Source organism: Terrabacter sp. GCM10028922 (assembly GCF_042666095.1).
GTDB lineage: Bacteria > Actinomycetota > Actinomycetes > Actinomycetales > Dermatophilaceae > Terrabacter.
In genome coordinates this window covers 396,065-414,642 of record NZ_JBHTFG010000023.1, presented here as the reverse complement: position 1 = coordinate 414,642, position 18,578 = coordinate 396,065, and the positions used below count along the sequence as shown (strand labels likewise).

Annotated in this window: 20 protein-coding genes; 11 read left to right on the top strand and 9 right to left on the bottom strand. The window is 71.9% G+C overall.

The window, feature by feature from the left end:
• From ACFQU3_RS18760 to ACFQU3_RS18730, 7 genes are all read left to right on the top strand, one after another.
• Entirely contained in the window at window positions 1–900 is a 900-nt protein-coding gene (locus tag ACFQU3_RS18760) for a MurR/RpiR family transcriptional regulator (RefSeq protein WP_385912548.1), read from the top strand.
• Between the two features lie 390 nt (window positions 901–1,290).
• Window positions 1,291–2,211 (top strand): N-acetylmuramic acid 6-phosphate etherase, encoded by a 921-nt coding sequence (locus tag ACFQU3_RS18755; protein ID WP_385912546.1) that lies wholly within the window; start codon window positions 1,291–1,293, stop codon window positions 2,209–2,211.
• Window positions 2,212–2,274: 63 nt separating this feature from the next.
• Complete coding sequence (locus ACFQU3_RS18750) at window positions 2,275–3,600, top strand: ABC transporter substrate-binding protein (RefSeq protein WP_385912544.1); 1,326 nt, start codon at window positions 2,275–2,277, stop codon at window positions 3,598–3,600.
• A 22-nt stretch (window positions 3,601–3,622) separates the two neighbouring features.
• Window positions 3,623–4,522, top strand: a complete 900-nt coding sequence (locus ACFQU3_RS18745) for a carbohydrate ABC transporter permease (protein WP_385912542.1) — start codon at window positions 3,623–3,625, stop codon at window positions 4,520–4,522.
• Complete coding sequence (locus tag ACFQU3_RS18740) at window positions 4,519–5,427, top strand: carbohydrate ABC transporter permease (RefSeq protein ID WP_385912540.1); 909 nt, start codon at window positions 4,519–4,521, stop codon at window positions 5,425–5,427. The genes ACFQU3_RS18745 and ACFQU3_RS18740 overlap by 4 nt, the downstream gene beginning before the upstream one ends.
• Before the next feature lie 13 nt (window positions 5,428–5,440).
• Window positions 5,441–6,391, top strand: a complete 951-nt coding sequence (locus tag ACFQU3_RS18735; RefSeq protein ID WP_385912538.1) for an N-acetylglucosamine kinase — start codon at window positions 5,441–5,443, stop codon at window positions 6,389–6,391.
• Between the two features lie 110 nt (window positions 6,392–6,501).
• A complete protein-coding gene (locus ACFQU3_RS18730) occupies window positions 6,502–7,095 on the top strand; it encodes a DM13 domain-containing protein (RefSeq protein ID WP_385912536.1) in 594 nt (197 codons plus the stop codon).
• A gap of 2 nt (window positions 7,096–7,097) precedes the next feature.
• On the opposite strand, the gene ACFQU3_RS18725 is transcribed toward ACFQU3_RS18730, so the two are convergent.
• Window positions 7,098–8,366, bottom strand: coding sequence for an NAD(P)/FAD-dependent oxidoreductase (locus ACFQU3_RS18725; RefSeq protein WP_385912534.1), 1,269 nt, complete (start codon window positions 8,364–8,366; stop codon window positions 7,098–7,100).
• Window positions 8,367–8,512: 146 nt separating this feature from the next.
• Between ACFQU3_RS18725 and ACFQU3_RS18720 the strand changes: the two genes are divergently transcribed.
• Window positions 8,513–10,153: a PucR family transcriptional regulator gene (locus ACFQU3_RS18720; RefSeq protein WP_385912532.1), complete on the top strand. Its 1,641-nt coding sequence runs from the start codon at window positions 8,513–8,515 to the stop codon at window positions 10,151–10,153.
• Between the two features lie 38 nt (window positions 10,154–10,191).
• On the opposite strand, the gene ACFQU3_RS18715 is transcribed toward ACFQU3_RS18720, so the two are convergent.
• Complete coding sequence (locus tag ACFQU3_RS18715) at window positions 10,192–10,632, bottom strand: VOC family protein (RefSeq protein ID WP_385912530.1); 441 nt, start codon at window positions 10,630–10,632, stop codon at window positions 10,192–10,194.
• Window positions 10,633–10,768: 136 nt separating this feature from the next.
• Here ACFQU3_RS18715 and ACFQU3_RS18710 point away from each other — a divergent pair, with 136 nt between their 5' ends.
• On the top strand, window positions 10,769–11,239 hold the full coding sequence (locus ACFQU3_RS18710) for a hypothetical protein (protein ID WP_385912528.1): 471 nt from the start codon (window positions 10,769–10,771) through the stop codon (window positions 11,237–11,239).
• Between the two features lie 93 nt (window positions 11,240–11,332).
• Here ACFQU3_RS18710 and ACFQU3_RS18705 read toward each other — a convergent pair whose 3' ends face one another.
• Window positions 11,333–11,524 (bottom strand): BldC family transcriptional regulator, encoded by a 192-nt coding sequence (locus ACFQU3_RS18705; protein WP_045191048.1) that lies wholly within the window; start codon window positions 11,522–11,524, stop codon window positions 11,333–11,335.
• A 425-nt stretch (window positions 11,525–11,949) separates the two neighbouring features.
• Here ACFQU3_RS18705 and ACFQU3_RS18700 point away from each other — a divergent pair, with 425 nt between their 5' ends.
• A complete protein-coding gene (locus ACFQU3_RS18700) occupies window positions 11,950–12,144 on the top strand; it encodes a DUF3073 domain-containing protein (RefSeq protein WP_188029477.1) in 195 nt (64 codons plus the stop codon).
• 174 nt (window positions 12,145–12,318) lie between these two features.
• On the opposite strand, the gene purM is transcribed toward ACFQU3_RS18700, so the two are convergent.
• Window positions 12,319–13,449, bottom strand: a complete 1,131-nt coding sequence (gene purM / locus ACFQU3_RS18695) for a phosphoribosylformylglycinamidine cyclo-ligase (protein ID WP_385912525.1) — start codon at window positions 13,447–13,449, stop codon at window positions 12,319–12,321.
• Window positions 13,450–13,622: 173 nt separating this feature from the next.
• Between purM and ACFQU3_RS18690 the strand changes: the two genes are divergently transcribed.
• A complete protein-coding gene (locus ACFQU3_RS18690; RefSeq protein WP_385912523.1) occupies window positions 13,623–14,561 on the top strand; it encodes a type IV toxin-antitoxin system AbiEi family antitoxin domain-containing protein in 939 nt (312 codons plus the stop codon).
• A 28-nt stretch (window positions 14,562–14,589) separates the two neighbouring features.
• Here the strand turns inward: ACFQU3_RS18690 and purF are convergent, their stop codons facing one another.
• The 5 genes from purF to ACFQU3_RS18665 are packed head-to-tail and all read right to left on the bottom strand — an operon-like array spanning window position 14,590 to window position 18,566.
• Complete coding sequence (purF, locus tag ACFQU3_RS18685; RefSeq protein WP_385912521.1) at window positions 14,590–16,152, bottom strand: amidophosphoribosyltransferase; 1,563 nt, start codon at window positions 16,150–16,152, stop codon at window positions 14,590–14,592.
• Between the two features lie 41 nt (window positions 16,153–16,193).
• Window positions 16,194–16,763, bottom strand: coding sequence for an RNA 2',3'-cyclic phosphodiesterase (thpR, locus tag ACFQU3_RS18680; RefSeq protein WP_385912519.1), 570 nt, complete (start codon window positions 16,761–16,763; stop codon window positions 16,194–16,196).
• Entirely contained in the window at window positions 16,760–17,917 is a 1,158-nt protein-coding gene (locus ACFQU3_RS18675; protein WP_385912517.1) for a CaiB/BaiF CoA transferase family protein, read from the bottom strand. The genes thpR and ACFQU3_RS18675 overlap by 4 nt, the downstream gene beginning before the upstream one ends.
• Window positions 17,914–18,189, bottom strand: coding sequence for a hypothetical protein (locus ACFQU3_RS18670; protein WP_385912515.1), 276 nt, complete (start codon window positions 18,187–18,189; stop codon window positions 17,914–17,916). Before ACFQU3_RS18670 ends, ACFQU3_RS18675 begins: the two co-directional genes overlap by 4 nt.
• Window positions 18,186–18,566, bottom strand: a complete 381-nt coding sequence (locus tag ACFQU3_RS18665) for a sterol carrier family protein (RefSeq protein ID WP_385912513.1) — start codon at window positions 18,564–18,566, stop codon at window positions 18,186–18,188. Before ACFQU3_RS18665 ends, ACFQU3_RS18670 begins: the two co-directional genes overlap by 4 nt.
• Between the last annotated feature and the right edge of the window lie 12 nt (window positions 18,567–18,578).

Here is an 18,578-nt window from a genome sequence, read left to right as displayed (position 1 = left end):
ATGCCCAGGACCGAGGACGGGGCCTCGTCCCCCGCAGGTGTGGCCAGCACGTCGCTGCTCATCCGGTTGCGGGGCATCAAGCCCTCGCTGTCGCCGGCCGAGGACCGCGTTGCCGACATCGTGCTCGCCGACGCGCGGCGCGCTGCCGGCCTGACCATCAGCGAGCTCGCGACCGCGGCGCGCACGTCCGAGACGACGGTGCTGCGCTTCTGCCGCCGCCTCGGGCTGCCCGGCTACCCGCAGCTGCGCCTCGCCCTGGCCGAGGAGTCGGCGCAGCCGCGCACGATGCTCCGCAGCGGCACCGACATCAGCGCGAGCGACACCATCGACGACATCGTCGCCAAGGTCGCGTTCACCGACGCGAGCGCCGTCGAGGAGACCGCGCAGCAGCTCGACCGCGACGCGCTGGCGGCCGCAGCCGCCTTCATCGCGAAGGCTGGCCGCGTCGACATCTACGGCGTGGCCGCCAGCGCTGTCGTCGGCACCGACCTCCAGCAGAAGCTCCACCGCATCGGCATCGTCGCCTTCGCCTGGAACGACCCGCACCTCGCCCTGACGAGCGCCACCCTGCTCACCCGCGCCGACATCGCCATCGGCATCTCCCACTCCGGCACGACGACCGAGACGATCGAGGCGCTCGCCGCTGCCCGCTCGACCGGGGCGAAAACCCTTGCCATCACGAACTTCCCGCTCTCGCGGCTCGCGTCCGGTGTCGACTACCTGCTCACGACGGCCGCCCGGGAGACGAGCCTGCGCTCGGGTGCGACGGCAAGCCGCATCGCGGCTCTCACCGTCGTCGACTGCCTGTACATCGCGGTCGCGCAGCGCAACCTGCGCAAGGCGCGCAAGGCCGTCGTCGACACGCGCGAGGCCGTCGCCGGTCACCACCTCACCGACTGAGGCGTCCCCGCACGTCGCCCGGTGGAAACTGCCCACTCGACGTGCGGAAGCCACCGACGGGCCGGGTGGAAACTGCCCACTCGACGTGCGGAAAGCCACCGACGGGCCGGATGGAAACTGCCCACTGGACGTGCGGCGCGAGACCCCATTCCTGGTCGAGTGGGCACTTTGCACCGACCCCCGAGCTCCCATTCCCTGGTCGAGTGGGCACTTTGCACCCAGACGCAGGCTCCCAATCCCTGGTCGAGTGGGAACTATGCACCCAGACGCAGGCTCCCAATCCCTGGTCGAGTGGGCACTTTGCACCGAGATGCGAGTCTGTGCTCGTGACGCGTGTGTCACTCATTTACGGCATTGACGGCTTGTGCGTAGGAAACTAACCTCGCAGTGGTGAGCAACGAGGTGACCGTGGACGCCCCCACCGAGAAGCGCCATCCGGGAACGACGTCCATCGACACCCAGACCTCCCTCGACATCCTTCGGGCGCTCAACGCCGAGGACGCCACGGTCGCCGGGGCCGTGAGCGAGGTGCTCCCCGAGCTCGCCCGCCTCGTCGACCGAGCCGTCGAGTCGCTCCGAGCAGGCGGCACCGTCCACTACTTCGGTGCCGGCACGTCAGGCCGTCTGGCCGTCCTCGACGCAGCCGAGCTGCGACCGACGTTCAACGCCCCCGCCGACCTGGTCGTCGCACACCACGCCGGTGGCCCCGCGGCGCTCGTCGAGCCCGTCGAGAACGTCGAGGACGACGCCGAGCTCGGTCGGTCAGAGGCCGACGCGCTCGTGGCCGGAGACATCGCGATCGGCCTCACCGCCTCGGGCCGCACCCCGTTCGTCGCGGGCGCGCTCGCCCGCGCTCGCGAGCTCGGCGCCGTGACGGCCCTCGTCACCGCCAACCCCGACGCCGAGCTGGCGGTCCACGCCGACCACCTGCTCGCCGCGCGCACCGGGCCCGAGGCGTTGACCGGCTCGACGCGGCTCAAGGCGGGCACCGCCCAGAAGCTCATCCTCAACTCGTTCTCGACCGCCGTGATGATCCGCCTCGGCCGCACGTGGAGCAACTTCATGGTCGAGGTCGTGGCGACGAACGCCAAGCTGCGCGGGCGCGTGGTCCGCATCCTCCAGGAGGCGACCGGGGCCGACGCCGAGCGGGCCCGCCGAGCCCTCGACGACGCCGACGGAGAGCTCAAGCCCGCGCTGCTGGCGATGCTGGCGGGCACCGACGCTGCCACGGCGCGAGGCGCCCTCGCCGAGCACGACGGCTCGGTCGCCCAGGCCCTGGCCGCACTCAGTGGTCCCGCCACCGAACGCTGAGCCCCCCCAGCAGGCAACGTGCCGAGCGTCTCGGCACCGACAGAACCCGACAGGAGCACGACCATGACGTTCACCCCCCGCCCCACCGGCTCGTCCCGGCCGGCCCGCCGCACGGCCCTGACGATCGCCGCCCTCTCCGGCGCCCTCGCCGTGACCGCCTGCTCGCCCTCCACCTCGGGCTCGACCGGTTCGGGCGGAGCCGGCGACGGCAAGGTCACCCTGACGGTGTGGTCATGGCGCGTCGAGGACCAGGCGGCGTACACCAAGATCTTCGACGCATACGAGAAGGCCCACCCCGACGTCACCGTCGACTTCAAGGCGTTCAAGGCGACGGAGTACAACAAGATCCTCGCGACCGGCCTCGCCGGGGCGAACGGCCCCGACGTGCCGCAGGTCCGCTCCTACGGCCAGCTCCAGGGCACGGTCGCGAGCAAGTCGCTGCTGCCGCTCGACGGCAAGGTCGACCTCTCCGGCTGGGACGACAACGTCGTCGCGAGCGCCAAGGGCAAGGAGGACGGCAAGACCTACTCCGTGCCACTCGCCCGTCAGACGGTCCAGATGTTCTACAACCAGGGCCTCTTCGAGAAGAGCGGCCTCAAGGCCCCGACGACGTGGGCCGAGTTCATCGCTGCCAACGACACGCTGATGGCTGCTGGCGTCACGCCGATCGCCGTGGGCGCCAAGGACGACTGGACGCTGCCGATCGTGCACGAGGTGCTCGCGGCACCGCGCTTCGGCGGCAAGGCCTTCCAGGGAGAGGTGCTCTCGGGCAGGAAGACCTTCACCGACCCCGACTGGGTCGGATCGGTCAAGGTCGTCGGCGACCTCGCGAAGTACATGCCGAAGAACGCCACAGGGGTCGCGCAGACCGACGCCCAGACACTCTTCTCGGCCGAGAAGGCCGCGATGATCCCCGGCGGCTCGTTCGACCTGTCCGTGTTCCAGAAGGCCAACCCGGGCATGAAGATCGGCATCTTCCAGGTGCCGCCGGCCCCGGGCTCGCCGAGCGGCTCGACGGCGACGACGGCAGGATGGGCCGATGGCAACTTCGCGGTGTCGGCCAGGTCGAAGCACCCTGCCGAGGCCACGGAGCTCGTCGCGTGGATGACCTCCAAGGAGTTCGGCCGGATGGTCACCGACGACATCAAGCAGATCTCGGCCGTGCCCGGCGTGGAGCCGACCGACCCGCTGCTCAAGCAGATGAGCGACAACTACGCGAGGTCGGGGTCGCCGTACCTGCTCCTCACCGACTTCCGCTACGGCGCGCCGTCGGGCACCGACCTGCTCGGCAAGGGGCTGCAGGAGCTGCTCCTCGGCTCGAAGGACGCCGCGGCCGTGAGCCAGGACCTCGACACCGGCGTCAAGACGTGGTTCAAGCCGACCGCATGACGTCGGCCGCGGGAGGCACGACATGAGGCGCCGCACCGGCCTCGTCTTCGTCGCGCCGGCTCTCGTGCTCTTCGCGGTGTTCGTGCTCTACCCCATGCTGACGGCGTTCTCGTACGCCTTCTTCCAGTGGCAGGGCACGACGCGCGGCGCGTTCGCCGGGCTCGACAACTTCGCCACGCTCTTCACCGACGCGCCGTTCACGACGGACCTGCCACGCGCGCTGCTGCACAACGTGCTCTTCTTCGTCGGCACGATGCTCCTCCAGAACACCGTCGGCCTGTCGATCGCCTCCCTACTCCACAGCCGGCCGCGCACCCGACGGATGCTGCAGACCCTCTACGCGATGCCCTACCTCGTCAGCCCGATCGTCATCGGCTACCTCTGGACCCTGCTCCTGTCGCCCACGTTCGGCCCGGTCAACACCCTGCTGACGAACGTCGGCCTCGAGTCGTGGGCCCTGCCGTGGCTCGGCGACCCCAAGACGGCCCTGTGGGTCGTCATCCTCGTCAGCGTCTGGCAGTGGATCGGTTTCCCCGTCCTCCTCTACGGCGCGGCGCTCGGCGGCGTCCCGGAGGAGCTGACCGAGGCGGCCCGCGTCGACGGCGCGAGCAACCGGCAGGCCTTCTTCAGGATCACCCTGCCGCTGCTCGTGCCCGCCGTCGGTACCGTCTCGGTGCTGACGTTCATCTTCGCGATGGAAGCGTTCGCGTTGCCGTACGCGTTCGGTGGGTCGACCGGAAACCCTGCCGGCGCAACGGACTTCGTGTCCCTCCTCTTCTACCGCACGGCGTTCGACTCCGGCGCGACCGACGCGATCGGCAGCTCGTCGGCGCTGGCGACGCTGCTCTTCCTCATCATCTTCGGTGGCGCCTACGCCGCCACCGCCGTGCTGCGACGCCACGAGCGACGGATCACCGCATGACCGCGGCCGTCGTCACCACCGAGGCGCCCGGCGAGGCGAGCCCCACTGCCCGCGCCGCGCGCCCCGGCCGGCGCCCGCCGCGGGTCAACCGTCCCGTCGGTGGCGCGGGCGCAGGCCTGCTGCTCTGGGCGTATGCCGCCCTGGCGCTCGTGCCGCTGCTGCTCATGGTGAGCAACAGCCTCCGCACCAACGCCGACCTCATCACCGACCCGCTCGGGCTGCCCGCTCCGCCGACGACAGCCAGCTACGCCGAGGCCTGGACGACCGGTAACTTCGCGACGTACTTCGGCAACTCCCTCCTCGTCACCGTCGGGGCAGTCGCGGTCTCGACCACCGTGGCGACGATGGCGGCATACGCCTTGGCACGTGCCCGCTCGCGGATCTTCCGCTGGCTCGAGTCGCTGTTCCTCTCGGGCCTCATGCTGCCGATCCACCTCGCGATCCTGCCGATCTTCTACCTCTTCGACGGTCTCGGCCTCATCGACTCGCGTGCCGGCCTGATGCTGATGTACGCCGCATCGGGCATCCCGTTCTCCGTCTTCGTGCTGACGACGTTCTTCCGGCAGCTTCCAGAGGAGCTCGAGGAGGCGGCGGCCCTCGACGGGGCGACGAGCTGGCAGACGTTCTGGCGGATCATGGTCCCGCTCGTCCGGCCGGCCCTGGCGACCGTGGCCGTCTTCCGCTTCGTGCCGATCTGGAACGACTTCCTCTTCCCCCTCGTGCTCCTTCGCCGCGAGGACAAGTACACGCTGCCCGTCGGCCTCACGACGTTCTTCGGCGAGAACGCGACGAACTACTCGGCCGTCTTCGCCGGTCTCGTCATCACGACGATCCCGCTCATCGTGCTCTTCCTCGTGGCGACGAAGCAGATCGTCGCGGGCTTGACCGCCGGCATGGCGAAGTGATCGGCTCGCTCGCGTGAGCGAGCCGACCACGACGCCGACGGTGGTGGCCGTCGACGTCGGCGGCTCGGGACTGCGCCTGCAGAGGTATGCCGTGGGGCCGGGCCCCGTGCTCAGCGCCCCGGGCGTGCGGCTCGGGCCGGGAGGCGTCGACGTGCCGGCGCTCGTGGCGGACGCGCGTTCGCTTCTCGCCGCAGGTGAGCCCGCCTCTGCCGCAAGGCCGCCCGACGTCGTCGCATGGTCGATGCGCGGGCTGCTCTTCCTCGCCGACCGCACCGAGGTGCTCCGTGCCGTCGCCGACGGGCTGGGGGCCCGGCGCACGGTCGTCGTCAGCGACGCCGTCGCCAACCTCGTCGGTGCGACCGGCGGCCTCCGCCCTGGTGCTGTGGTAGCGGCCGGCACGGGAGCGGTCGCCTTCGGGACGGACTTCGACCGGCAGTGGCGGCGGGTCGACGGCTGGGGTCACGTGCTCGGTGACGCCGGGTCGGCGGCGGGGCTCGGCATGGCCGGGCTGCGCGCCGCACTGCGGGCGTACGACGGCCTGCCCGGTGGGTCGGCTGCCCTGCTCTCCACGGCGACACGGCTTCTCGGTGCACCCGAGACCTGGCCGAGACTCGTCATGACGACGCCCGACGCTCCCGAACGCCTCGCGTCGGTCGCCCCGCTGGTCACGGCAGCCGCGGTCGACGACCCCGTCGCGCACGAGCTCTGCGTGCAGACCGGTGCCGCGCTTGCCGAGTCGCTGCTGCGCGCCGCCGAGGGCCTCGACCATCCGGCCCTCGCGGCGACGGGCGGCCTGCTCGCGGCGGCTCCAGTCGCCGACGCCCTCGACGCGAGCCTTGCGCGTGTCGGCGCCGTACGGTCGCCCGCCCGCGGCGGTGCGCTCGACGGCGCGCTCCTCCTGGCCCGGCACCTGCTCGAGACGGGGAGTGTCCCCGAGCACCCGGCATACCTCATCGTCGGCTGACCCGGCGTCAGCGATCTGTAAGCACCTCGTCATGGACCGGGCCCGCCTCCGAGCGCTTGGCTGGGAGCACCGCAGGGCGCGCCGGCCCGGCGGCACCACCGGGAGCGACCATGTCCGAGCAGCCCACCCGCACCACTCCGCGTCGACGGAGCCTGCTGAGCAGGCCCGTCGTGACCTGGCTCGCGGGAGCCGGCGTCGTCGCCCTGGCAGTCGGCCTCGTGCTCTTCCAGCCGTGGCGCCTGCTGACGCGCAGCGTCGTCGACGAGCCACTGCCCGTCGTGGTAACGGCGGTCACGACGCCGAAGACCGACACGAGCGCGACCTCGTCGTCACCGAGCCCTGCCCCCAACGCACCCGTGCGGGTGCTGGGCGAGGGACGGTTCGTCGACGGGGAGCACGCGACCTCGGGCACGGCGCGGGTCCTCGAGCTCGCCGACGGCACCCGCCTGCTGCGGCTCGAGGGCTTCTCGACGAGCGACGGGCCCGACGTCGACGTGTGGCTCACCGACCAGCCGGCGGGCGGGGACGACTGGCGCCGGTACGACGACGGCCGCTACGTCGCGTTGGGCGACCTCAAGGGCACCGACGGCAACCAGAACTACGTCATCCCGGCCGATGCCGACCTCGGCGGCCTGACGTCCGTCGTGATCTGGTGCGACCGGTTCGACGTCGCGTTCGGGACGGCTCCGGTCCGACCCGCCTGACGTCAGCGCATCGGGTCGAACGCGCGCAGCTGCTCGGGCGTCGTGCCCGTGACGATCTGCTCGGCGAGGAGACGGCCTGTGACGGGACCCAGCGTGATGCCCCACATGCCGTGCCCGCCGGCCACGAAGACCTTCGAGCTCTTCGTGGCGCCGACGAGGGGCAGCCCGTCGACGGTGCAGGGGCGCGAGCCGACCCACTCGTCCTGACGGTGGTCGAGGTCGGCGCCCGTCAGCAGCGGGCGGGCGGACTCGACGATCGCCTGGATGCGGCGCCGGTCGAGGGCGGCCTCGGGCTGGCGGAACTCCATCATGCCGGCCACCCGGAGTCGGTCACCGACCGGCGTGCACGCGACGCGGGCGGCGGGGAAGTAGACGGGGCCGTTGGGCAGGTCGTCGACGGCGACGCTGAACGAGTAGCCGCGGCCGGCCTGGACGACCCGCCTGACGCCGAACTGGCGGGCCAGCGTGCCCAACCAGGCACCGGTCGCGACGACGACGGCGTCGTAGTGCTCGGTGCCGCCGAAGTCGTTGGTGATGACGACACCGTTGGCGGTGTCGGTGATGCCCGTGACGGCGCTGCCGGTGACGATCTTGCCGCCGCGGGCGGTGACCGAGTCGGCGAGCGCGGCGACGTAGGCACCGGGGTTGATGAACCGCTGGCCGTGGAGCACGATCGCGGCGCCGATCTGGTCGGACAGGGCCGGCTCGATGGCACGCGCCTCGTCCCCCGAGAGCACGTCGAACGTGATGTCGCCGCCGGAGGCGTGGATGTGCTCGATCTCCTCGAGCAGGGTCTGGCGCTCCTCGGCGGTCCGGTAGGCCGCCGTGAACGACTTCGCCTCGTACGTCTCCGCGTCGACGCCGCCGGCCTTGAGCAGGTCGAAGCTCTGCAGCGACAGGTCGTTGACGGGGACGAGGGCGCCCATGGCCTTCTTCCAGGCCTTCATCGTGCTGTGGCGCGTGAAGCCGGTGACGAAGCGCAGGAAGTCGGGGCGCGCGCTCGGCGGCACGTAGACGGGCGAGCTCGGGCTGAGGACGGCGCGCAGGCCGTACTTCAGCACGGCGGGCTCGGGCAGCGGCGTCGCGATGCCGGGCGTGAGCCAGCCCGCGTTGCCCCAGGACGCACCGGCGGCCACGCCGTCGCGGTCGATGACGGTGACCTCGACGCCGCGCTCCTGGAGGAACCACGCGGTCGCGAGGCCGACCATGCCGGCGCCGACGACGGCGACGCGCTCGGGGACGGGGGTGCCGGACGGTGTCACAGCGGCCATGTGATCGACTCCTGGGTCAGGGTGGAGATCTGGGGTGGTGCGTTGCCTCCATGGTGGGGGTGACGGAGCGCTGCATCGTGGTGCTGGGATGACAGAGTTCCAGGCATGGCTTGTGCTGGTGGCACAGCGTTGGGTCATCATGGGGTATGCCGTCCGCCTCCTCGCGACCACGCCGCACCTCCGCGACCCGGACCTCCTCCACGACCCCCGTCGGTCTGCCGGTCGGGCAGCTCGTCGGCACCCTCGGCGGCGGCCTGCTCACAGTCGTGGTCGACGCGGGCGGCTCCGCCGTCGACGACGTGACGCTGGCCGAGCCGGCGTCCGGCGTCTTCGGCCAGGCCGGCGACCTGCTCCTCGGGGTCGGGGTCGAGCGTCCCGCCGAGGCGGTCTCCCTGCTCGAGGGCGCGGCCGGGGTCGACACGGGTGCCGTCGTCATGCGGCGCGCCGCCGCCCGCAACCCCGAGGTCAGGTCGGCGGCGGCGCGCCTCGGCGTCAGCCTCGTCGAGCTGGCCGAGCATGCCTCGTGGGCACACGTCGTGTGGCTCCTGCGCGGCGTTCTCGACCGCGCCGCGAGTGGGCCGGCCCTGCGCGCGGAGGGACCGGTGCTCGACGAGCTCTTCGCCCTGGCCGACGCGTGCGCCGCGCTCGTCGCCGCCCCGATCACGATCGAGGACACCCAGTCGCGGGTGCTCGCCTACTCCTCGACCCAGGACGTCGCGGACCCGGCCCGCGTGTCGACGATCGTCGGCCGGCGCGTGCCCGACGAGGTGATCGCCAGCCTCCGGGGCCGCGGCGTGTTCAGGCGTCTCGCCCGCTCCGACGAGCCGTTCTTCGTACCGGCCGGGCGTGGCCTGCGGGCCCGCCTCGTCGTGCCGGTGCGGGCGGGCACCGAGTGGCTCGGATCGATCTGGGCCGTCGTCGACGAGGAGCCGCCCCAGCACGTCCTCGTCTCGCTCGCCCAGACCGCCTCCGTCGTGGCCCTGCACCTGCTCCGGCTACGCTCGCAGGCCGACCTCGCCCGACGGGTCTCAGCCGACCGGCTCCGGGCCGTGCTGAGCGGCGACACCCTCGAGGCGGAGGGCTGGCTGCCGCCGCCACCGTGGCGGGTCGTCGTGCTGTCCGGCGCGCACCGCGACCCGGGCTTACGGGCCGACCGCGACCCCGACGCCGCTCGAGACCCCGAGCGTGAGCTCGAGGTCTGGGAGTCGGTGGCACGCCGGAGGTCATGGCGCCAGCCGCTCCTCGCGATCTTCGACGGCGTCGCTCTCGCACTCGTCCGGGACGTGCCCGGAGACACCGCTCCGGGCACGTGGGAGTGGCTGCTCGGTGTCGTCGAGGAGGTGGCCGGGGTGAGCCCTGCTGCCACCGCGAGCGCCGGGGGACGGGTCTCGCGCACCGTGGACCTCGACCGCTCGCGACGCGAGGCCACCGAGGTCCAGCGCCTTCGCGGTGCCGGCCGGGTGACCGGCACGACGACCACCGTCGAGGACGCGTGGGCCGCCGTGACGAACGCACGTGCCCTCGGCGGCATCTGGACCGAGGAGCTCCTCGGCCCGGTCGCGACGCTGCGCGACCACGACGAGGCCCACCAGACGGCATACCTCGAGACGATCGCCGCCTGGCTCGACCATCCCGGCGACCCGCGTGCGGCCGCAGCCGGCGTCCACGTGCACCCGAACACCCTGCGCTACCGCCTGCAGCGCCTCTCGGACGTCGTGGACCTCGACCTGCACGACCCCGAGACGCGGCTCGCGCTGCGCCTCCAGCTGCGCGCGCTCGGGCACTGACCGCGGGCCGGCCCTCCCAGGGCCTCGGCGACTCGTGCCTAGTCGTCTCCGAGGTGCACGGTGCCGTCGGGGTCGACCCGGAAGCCCGCGTTGTGCACGAAGTCCCACCGGAACCCGTCGGGGTCGGCCACGCACGCGCTCACGCCTCCCCACTCACGCCTCGCGGGGGCAGTGACGGACGTCGCACCGGCGGCCAGCGCGGCGGCATACAGCTGCTCGACCTGCTCCTCGGCGGCGACGTTGTGACCGAGGGACATCGGCGGCCCGGAAGGGCCGTGGGCGACGTCGCCGTACTCGCTCGACATCTGGGACACGTCCCAGAGGGCGAGCAGCTGGCCGGGCGCCCCCTGCACGAAGCAGATCTGGCCCGGGAGGTGCAGCACGAGCCGGAAGCCGAGCCCGTCGACGTAGAAGGTGCGCGACACCTCGACGTCGCGGACACCGAGCGTGATGGCGGTGATGTCGGGGCGGGTGGTCATCCCGCCACGATAGGACGCTCCACCGACGTCTCCGGTCCGTAAGGACCGGTAAGCACGCCGTCATGGAGTGCCGCCCGCCGTCCCGCTTGACTCGGTGGAGAGCCGGTCACGGTGACCGGCCGAAAGGTGGAAAGCCATGTCGCACAACCTGACCCGTGGGATCGTTCGGTCGCTCGGGATCGCCGTCCTCGCCCTCCCCGGCCTCGTGGCCGCAGGCTCCGCAGCCCAGGCCGGCGGGGTGTCCGGACCGGCGTTCTACGTCGACCACGAGCTCTACCGCACCGTGGCGACGCCGACCGACCTCAGCGGCACGGGCGCGCCCGAGCGGGCCTGGGACACCATCTACAGCTTCGGCGCCGTCCAGCCGAGCGTCGCGACGGCAGCGCCCGGTGACCGTGACTACAACGGCGGGCGCTGGCAGGTTCACGCGGTCTCGCTCACCGGAACGTACGCCGAGGCCCTCTCTGCGGGCGACCTCGACGGCAACGGCGTGCTCGACTCGGCCGACGAGGTGCAGGCTGCCATGGACGGCGGCGCACTCGTGGACGGCGGCGTCGTGAAGTACTTCGTGTGCACCGTGAACCCGGTCCCGAGCGGGAACGCCTGAGCACTCGTGCCTGGTAGCAGTCGGGGGAGCGACACCGTGCTGGTGCCTCTCCCCCGACTGGTTGACCGGTTTACCCCCAACTAACGGTCGAGCTCAGTGCCCGCCACCCAGCAGGTCGCGAACCTCTGACTCGCGGTACCTCCGGTGCCCACCAAGGGTCCGGATCGAAGTCAGCTTGCCTGCCTTGGCCCATCGGGTCACGGTCTTCGGGTCCACCCGGAAGAGGGCCGCAACCTCGGCAGGTGTCAGCAGCTTCTCGGTCTCGTGTCGATCCTGAGTCGTCATTGTCATATCCCCACCACCCTGTCGCTAGGTGCAGCGACACGCATGTGCCCCAGTCCGGGGCTCAGTAAAGACAGAGTAAAGTCTCGGCAAGCCCGATGGCGGTTAAACACTGAAAAGAGTCAAATCGTCCCGCTTTTGCAACACAGGGTGTATACGCCGAGCGGTCTTCCATACCACGGGCGCCAAGCGGGCCCGCAACCGGGGTCCCCCATGACCCCCGGGACGGCCGAGGCGGGTCGCCCACGGTTCGCTCGCCGCCGAGGCGCCCTACCTGGGTGGCGGCGGGCGCGGGATTTGCCTCACTCATGTAGCGTTAGCACCACGAGAACACACACATTCCCGGGGCCGCTACGCGGACATCGAAGAACCACCCGGTTCTCCGAGGAGCGATGCCGTCCCGGCACGACGCACGAGGGGGTCACGCCATGGGGCGCGGCCGAGCCAAAGCCAAGCAGACCAAGGTCGCACGGCAGCTCAAGTACTACACACCTGATACGGACTTGAGCGCGCTGGAGCGTGAGCTGCACGGTCCGTCGCAACGCGACGGCACCAACCAGCCACGGTCCGTCGACGACGACGAGTACGACGAATACGGGAAGTGGGCCTCGGGCGAGCGCTGAGCTCGCCTTCCCCTTCCGTCTGCACCTCGTGCGTCGAGTGTTTCCACCCGGCGCGCGATCGGTGCTGCCTTCCGCCCCCGGCGGAGGGAGTCTGGTCAACGCGACGATGCCCGCGCACCCTCAAAGGTGCGCGGGCATCGTCGCGTGGCGGCGCAGTCCGTGGGGCTACGGCTCTCAGGCGATGGGGTGCTGCCCGGCCACCTGCACGGCGCCGCCGTCGACGCCCTTGGCCCCGCGGACGATCTCGACGTCCGGGGCGACCAGACCGTCGGCGTGCGCGCGCTCCTCCGTGGCCACCTCGCCGAGGCGCCAGGCGCGTATGCCGCGTGCCTCGCTCAGCTCGATGGCGCGGTCGGCGTGCGCCTCGGGCAGGACGGCCACGAAGCCGATGCCCTGGTTGAGGGTGCGCTCGATGTCGGCCTGCGGCACGCGCCCAAGGTCCTGGACCGTGCGGAAGACGGCAGGCGGCGTCCACGTCGACCGGTCGAGACGGGCGAAGGTGCCCGAGGGCAGCACGCGCGCGAGGTTCGCGGCGAGACCGCCGCCGGTGACGTGGCTCAGGGCGTGCACGTCGACGCCGTCGTCGGCGATGAGCTCGAGCAGCGGTTTCGTGTAGATGCGGGTCGGCTCGAGCAGCTCCTCGCCGAGGGTGCGGCCGAAGTCGTCGACGTGCCGGTCGAGCTGCCAGCCGGCGCTCTCGATGACTCGGCGAACGAGGCTGAAGCCGTTGCTGTGCAGGCCGCTGCTCGCCAGGGCCACCACGACGTCACCGTCGGCCACGCGCTGCGGACCCAGCACGGCGGCATACTCCACGACACCCGTGGCGGCGCCCGCGACGTCGTACTCGTCGGGCTCGAGCAGTCCGGGGTGCTCCGCGGTCTCGCCACCGACGAGCGCGACGCCGGCCTCCTCGCACGCGCGCGCGATGCCACCGACGATGGCGGCGATGCGCTCCGGCACGACCTTGCCGGTCGCGATGTAGTCGGTCATGAAGAGCGGCTCGGCGCCGCACACGACAATGTCGTCGACGACCATGCCGACGAGGTCGAAGCCGATCGTGTCGTGCTTGTCGAGGGCCTGCGCGATGGCGACCTTGGTGCCGACGCCGTCGGTGCTGGTGGCCAGGATCGGGCGGGTCATGCGCGCGATGGCGCTCGCGTCGAACATGCCGGCGAATCCGCCGAGACCGCCGACGACCTCGGGCCGCGTCGCGCGCCGCACCGACTCCTTCATCAGCTCGACGGCCTTGTCACCCGCCTCGACGTCGACTCCGGCCGAGGCATACGTGATGGGGGCATCGCTCACGCGCACAGCCTACCGACGGCCGGCGGTTCGATGTATTCGGCTGTCACGGGTGACCGTCGAACACATCGACCCGCGACCGCGACGCGTCCACACCCCCCGGGCGTCGGATGCTCATCGTCCACAGGCCTGCCTTCGCGATCGCTCAGCCGTGCTCGGTAGGCCAGCCTCACGCCATGGACAGGGAACGGCTGGCCACCGCGCGCAGACTGGCTGAGAGCCAGGACGGGGTTGTGTCGCGCCGCCAGCTGTACGCCGCAGGGCTGAGCGAGATTCACGTTCGACGGGCGGTCGAGTCAGGTCGTTGGCAGACACACGGCCGTCACACCGTCGCCGTGCACACCGCACCGCTCGGTGTCATGGCTCAGCGCTGGCGGGCTGTCTGGGAGGTCGGCGAGTCGATCGCGGCGATCGACGGGGTGACCGCGCTGCAGGCTGCCGGGTTGAAGGGCTACGAGGACGACCGAATCCACCTGTCCGCGAAGCACAACCACAACACCGTCACCAGCCGGGGCGTCACGGTCCACAAGATCATTCGTCGCGTGCCTGATGAGGTGCTCGCAACCGGGGTGCCGCGAGTACGTCCGGCGGTGGCCGCGGTTCGCGCTGCTCACTGGGCGGTCTCGGATCGGCAAGCAGCGCTCGTGCTGCTCATGACAGTCCAGCAGAAGCTCACGGCTCCGGCCCTCCTGGCTGCGGCTCAACGATCCGTCCGTGGACGCACGCGAAGGGCGTTCATCGGTGCGGTGGTTCGAGACATCGCGTCGGGCGTCGAGTCCCTGGGCGAGCTCGACTTCGCGGGTCGATGTCGACGACGCGGGCTGCCGGAGCCGAGCCGTCAGGTCGTCCGGCACGGGGCACGAGGACGCATCTACCTCGATGTCCGGTGGGACTGCTGCGACCTGGTGGTGGAGATCGAGGGCGCACACCACCGTGAGGGCCTGAACGTCATGATGGACAACCTGCGCCAGAACGCCCTCGTGCTCGCGGGCGACCGGGTGCTGCGCATCGACGTCATCGGCCTACGCCTCGAGCCCGATCTCTTCCTCGACCAGGTTGCCGCCGCACACTCCCACACCGGCCGCCGGTTCGATGTGTTCCGCGGTCACGGGTGACCGTCGAATACATCGAACCGATCGATTCTCAGGGGTGCTGGAGGGCGTTCTCGCCGCCGACTCCGACACCGAGGCTGACGCCCTCGACGTCGACCGAGCGGTCGTGGCCGGTGCGGACCGTCAAGGGCAGCGTCTCGAGGACGTGCTTGCCGATGTGGCCGTCCTCGGGCAGCTCGATCGGGTAGCGACCGGTGAAGCAGGCGGAGCACAGCTCGTCGGCAGGCTGGTCCGTCGCGCCCACCATCCCCTCCTCGGAGATGTAGCCGAGCGAGTCGGCGCCGATCGACGCACGGATCTCCTCGACCCCGAGGCCGGTCGCGATGAGCTCGGCACGCGTCGCGAAGTCGATGCCGTAGAAGCACGGCCACTGCACGGGCGGCGACGAGATGCGCACATGCACCTCGGCCGCGCCCGCCTCGCGCAGCATCCGGATCTGCGCGCGCTGGGTGTTGCCGCGGACGATGGAGTCGTCGACGACCACGAGGCGCTTGCCGCGGATCGTGTGCTCCAGCGGGTTGAGCTTGAGCCGGATGCCGAGCTGGCGCAGCGTCTGCGACGGCTGGATGAAGGTGCGTCCGACGTACGCGTTCTTGACGAAGCCTTGGCCGAACGGGATGCCCGACTCCTGCGAATAGCCCACAGCTGCAGGCACGCCCGACTCGGGCACACCGATGACGAGGTCTGCCTCGACGGGGTGCTCTCGGGCGAGGACGCGGCCCATCTCGACGCGCGCCTCGTGCACGACGCGACCGCGGATGACGGCATCGGGGCGTGCGAGGTAGACGTACTCGAAGACGCAGCCCTTGGGCTGGGGCGCCGCGAACTTGTGCGAGCGCAGGCCGTCCTCATCGATGACGATGAGCTCGCCGGGCTCGACCTCGCGGATGACGGCGGCACCGATCGTCTGCAGCGCCGCGGTCTCGGAGGCCACGACCCAACCCCGCTCGAGGCGGCCGAGCGCCAGGGGCCGCACGCCCCACGGGTCGCGGGCGGCATACAGGGTGGACTCGTCCATGAAGACGAAGGAGAACGCGCCGCGCAGCTTCGGCAGCAGCTCGAGCGCGGCCTGCTCCGGGGTGCGGTCCTCGTCGGCCGACAGCAGCGTCGTGACGAGCGCCGTGTCGGAGGTGTTGCCGCGCGCGAGCTCACCCGTGATGCGGGTGCCACCGAAGTGCTCGTCGACGAGGGCCTTGAGCTCGACCGTGTTGATCAGGTTGCCGTTGTGGGCGAGCGCGAGCGTGCTGTGGCCCGTGCCGCCGAGGGTCGGCTGGGCGTTCTCCCACGTCGACCCGCCGGTCGTGGAGTAGCGCGTGTGCCCGATCGCGATGTGCCCGCGGAGGGAGCTGAGCGCCGTCTCGTCGAAGACCTGGGACACGAGGCCCATGTCCTTGTAGACGAGGATCTTCTCCCCGTCGCCGGTCGCGATGCCGGCGGACTCCTGGCCGCGGTGCTGCAGCGCATAGAGCCCGAAGTACGTCAGCTTCGCGACGTCCTCTCCGGGAGCCCAGACGCCGAAGACCCCGCAGGCGTCCTGCGGGCCCTTCTCGCCGGGGATGAGGTCATGGTTCAAACGACCGTCGCCACGTGCCACTGCCCAAGTGTCCCACACGTGCCGACGGCCGCAGGACGCCGTCAGCCGTCGGTGCCGCGCAGCGGCAGCTCGGCGAGCACCTCGTAGCGTGGACGCCGCCCGCGCCCCTCGCCGAGGTGCGACTCGACGAGGACGAACTGCTCGACGCGCCACGCCGGGCCCTCCCACGCGTCGAGCGCGCGGATCCAGCGGGTCGCCTCGGCGGGGCGGTGGAAGCGGCCGAGCGTCAGGTGTGGGTGAAACCGGGTGCCGTCGGGGGTCGCCCCGACCGCGCTCGCCGCATTGCGTATGCCGCCCGCTGCCCTCACGAGGTCACCGCGGACCTGCTCCACACCCACCCACAGGATCCGCGCGGCATACGGGTTGGGGAACGCACCCGCACCCGACAGGCGCAGCACGAGCGGGTCGCGGCGTGCGGCCGAGCGCGCCAGGGCCTCGGTGAGGTCGTCGAGGCGGGCCTCGGGGACGGCCCCGAGGAAGGCGAGCGTGACGTGCCACTGGTGACGGTCGGTCCACCGGATCTCGGGGCCGGCCTCCCGACGCGGCTCGACACGCTCCTCGAGGTCGTCGAGCACGTCGTCGGGCGGCACCACCGCCACGAAGAGCCTCATGGCGCCACCGCGGCGCCCGAGGCGAGTAGGGCGTCGACGTCATCGATGCCCCACGCAGCGAGCGCGGACCGGGTGTCGGCCCCCGGGCTCGAGGGCGGAGTGGTCAGGGACGCCGGGGTGCGCGAGAAGCGCGGCGCGGGGGCAGGCTGGACGACGCCGTGGTGCTCGACGTAGGTGCCGCGCGCGGCGAGGTGGGGGTGCGCGGGCGCCTCGGCATAGCTGAGGACGGGCTCGACGCAGGCGTCGGTGCCCTCGAGGAGCTCCGTCCACTCGTCGCGGGTGCGCGTGCGGAACGTGTCGGCGAGCAGGCTGCGAAGGGAGGGCCACTGCGCCGGGTCGAGACGGTCCGGCGCCGTGTCGGTCAGGTCGAGCAGCCGGAGCAGCTCGGCGTAGAACGCCGGTTCGAGCGGCCCGACGGCGAGCCAGCCGCCGTCGCTCGTCTCGTAGACGTCGTAGAAGGGGGCGCCGGTGTCGAGGAGGTTCGTGCCGCGGCGGTCGGACCACAGGCCGGCCGAGACGAGCCCGACGACGAGCGACGAGAGGTGTGCGGTGCCGTCGACGATGGCGGCGTCGACGACCTGGCCACGGCCGCTCGCACGAGACTCGAGGAGCGCGGCGAGCACGCCGACGACGAGATAGAGCGCGCCGCCGCCGAAGTCGCCGACGAGGTTGACCGGCACCTGCGGCGGGCCGCCTGCGCGACCGATGGCGTGCAGGGCGCCGGTGATCGCGACGTAGCCGATGTCGTGGCCGGCGGTCTGGGCGAGCGGGCCGTCCTGGCCCCAGCCGGTCATCCGTCCGTAGACGAGGGCGGGGTTGCGCGCGAGGCAGGCGTCCGGACCCAGGCCGAGACGCTCGGCCACACCCGGGCGGTAGCCCTCGACGACGACGTCGGCGCGGTCGACGAGGGCCAGTGCCGTGGCGAGGCCGTCGGGGTGCTTGAGGTCGAGGGCAACCGAGGGACGGCCCCGGCGCAACAGGTCGGACTCGGGAGGGAGAGGCACCGGCAGGGTCGCCTCGCCCGGACGGTCGATGCGGATCACGTCGGCCCCGAGGTCGGCGAGCAGCATGCCCGCGAACGGAGCCGGTCCGAGGCCGGCGAGCTCGACGACGCGGACCCCGGCGAGAGGACCCGGGCGCGCGGCCTGCGTCACGAGCCCTTGCGGCCGGCGCGCTCGAGCAGGATCGCGACGATGCCCGCGAGACCGGCGCCGAAGAAGGCGCCGAGCGCCCCGAGGAAGAGCACCGCGGCGCCGGTGTCGAACGGCTTCGTCGTCGTGTAGCTCGGGCCGCCGGGGTCGCGGAGACCGAGCCAGACGCCGATCACGAGCCCGACCAGAGCCCCGGTGACCAGGAACCGCTTGAAGTTCGGGATGCGCGAGCGCTCGGGCCGGCGTGGAGGGGTCGGCTGGGTCGGCTGGGTCACGGGCCCAGCCTAAGCGAGGCGAGCGGGAGGAGTCCTTCGAGGTGGGCGCGCTGACCGCTCGCCCGGACGCGGGCCCCGTCGACGGCGGCCTCCCAGGTCAGGTCGCCGACGGCGAGCCGCAGCCACGTCGACGCGTCGGTCTCGATGACGTTGGGCGGCGTGCCGCGGGTGTGGACGGGGCCCTCGATGCACTGGACGGCGCCGTGCGGCGGGACGCGCACCTCGAGGGTGCGGCCGGGCGCGGTCGTCGCGAGCTCCTCGAGCGTGAACCGGACGGCCGTCGCCGTGGTCTTCCGGTCCGCGGCATAGTCGGCGGCGCGGCAGGCGGCGAGCGCGGCGCGGCCGTCGGCGATCGGCGTACGTCGGCGGGGCGGCATACGGGCAGGCTA

Coding starts and splice junctions, on each gene's coding strand:
- ACFQU3_RS18760 (WP_385912548.1), top strand. CDS start 1: ATGCCCAGGACCGAGGACGGGGCCTCGTCCCCCGCAGGTGTGGCCAGC.
- ACFQU3_RS18750 (WP_385912544.1), top strand. CDS start 2,275: ATGACGTTCACCCCCCGCCCCACCGGCTCGTCCCGGCCGGCCCGCCGC.
- ACFQU3_RS18745 (WP_385912542.1), top strand. CDS start 3,623: ATGAGGCGCCGCACCGGCCTCGTCTTCGTCGCGCCGGCTCTCGTGCTC.
- ACFQU3_RS18740 (WP_385912540.1), top strand. CDS start 4,519: ATGACCGCGGCCGTCGTCACCACCGAGGCGCCCGGCGAGGCGAGCCCC.
- ACFQU3_RS18730 (WP_385912536.1), top strand. CDS start 6,502: ATGTCCGAGCAGCCCACCCGCACCACTCCGCGTCGACGGAGCCTGCTG.
- ACFQU3_RS18725 (WP_385912534.1), bottom strand. CDS start 8,366: ATGGCCGCTGTGACACCGTCCGGCACCCCCGTCCCCGAGCGCGTCGCC.
- ACFQU3_RS18720 (WP_385912532.1), top strand. CDS start 8,513: ATGCCGTCCGCCTCCTCGCGACCACGCCGCACCTCCGCGACCCGGACC.
- ACFQU3_RS18715 (WP_385912530.1), bottom strand. CDS start 10,632: ATGACCACCCGCCCCGACATCACCGCCATCACGCTCGGTGTCCGCGAC.
- ACFQU3_RS18710 (WP_385912528.1), top strand. CDS start 10,769: ATGTCGCACAACCTGACCCGTGGGATCGTTCGGTCGCTCGGGATCGCC.
- ACFQU3_RS18705 (WP_045191048.1), bottom strand. CDS start 11,524: ATGACGACTCAGGATCGACACGAGACCGAGAAGCTGCTGACACCTGCC.
- ACFQU3_RS18700 (WP_188029477.1), top strand. CDS start 11,950: ATGGGGCGCGGCCGAGCCAAAGCCAAGCAGACCAAGGTCGCACGGCAG.
- ACFQU3_RS18690 (WP_385912523.1), top strand. CDS start 13,623: ATGGACAGGGAACGGCTGGCCACCGCGCGCAGACTGGCTGAGAGCCAG.
- thpR (WP_385912519.1), bottom strand. CDS start 16,763: ATGAGGCTCTTCGTGGCGGTGGTGCCGCCCGACGACGTGCTCGACGAC.
- ACFQU3_RS18665 (WP_385912513.1), bottom strand. CDS start 18,566: ATGCCGCCCCGCCGACGTACGCCGATCGCCGACGGCCGCGCCGCGCTC.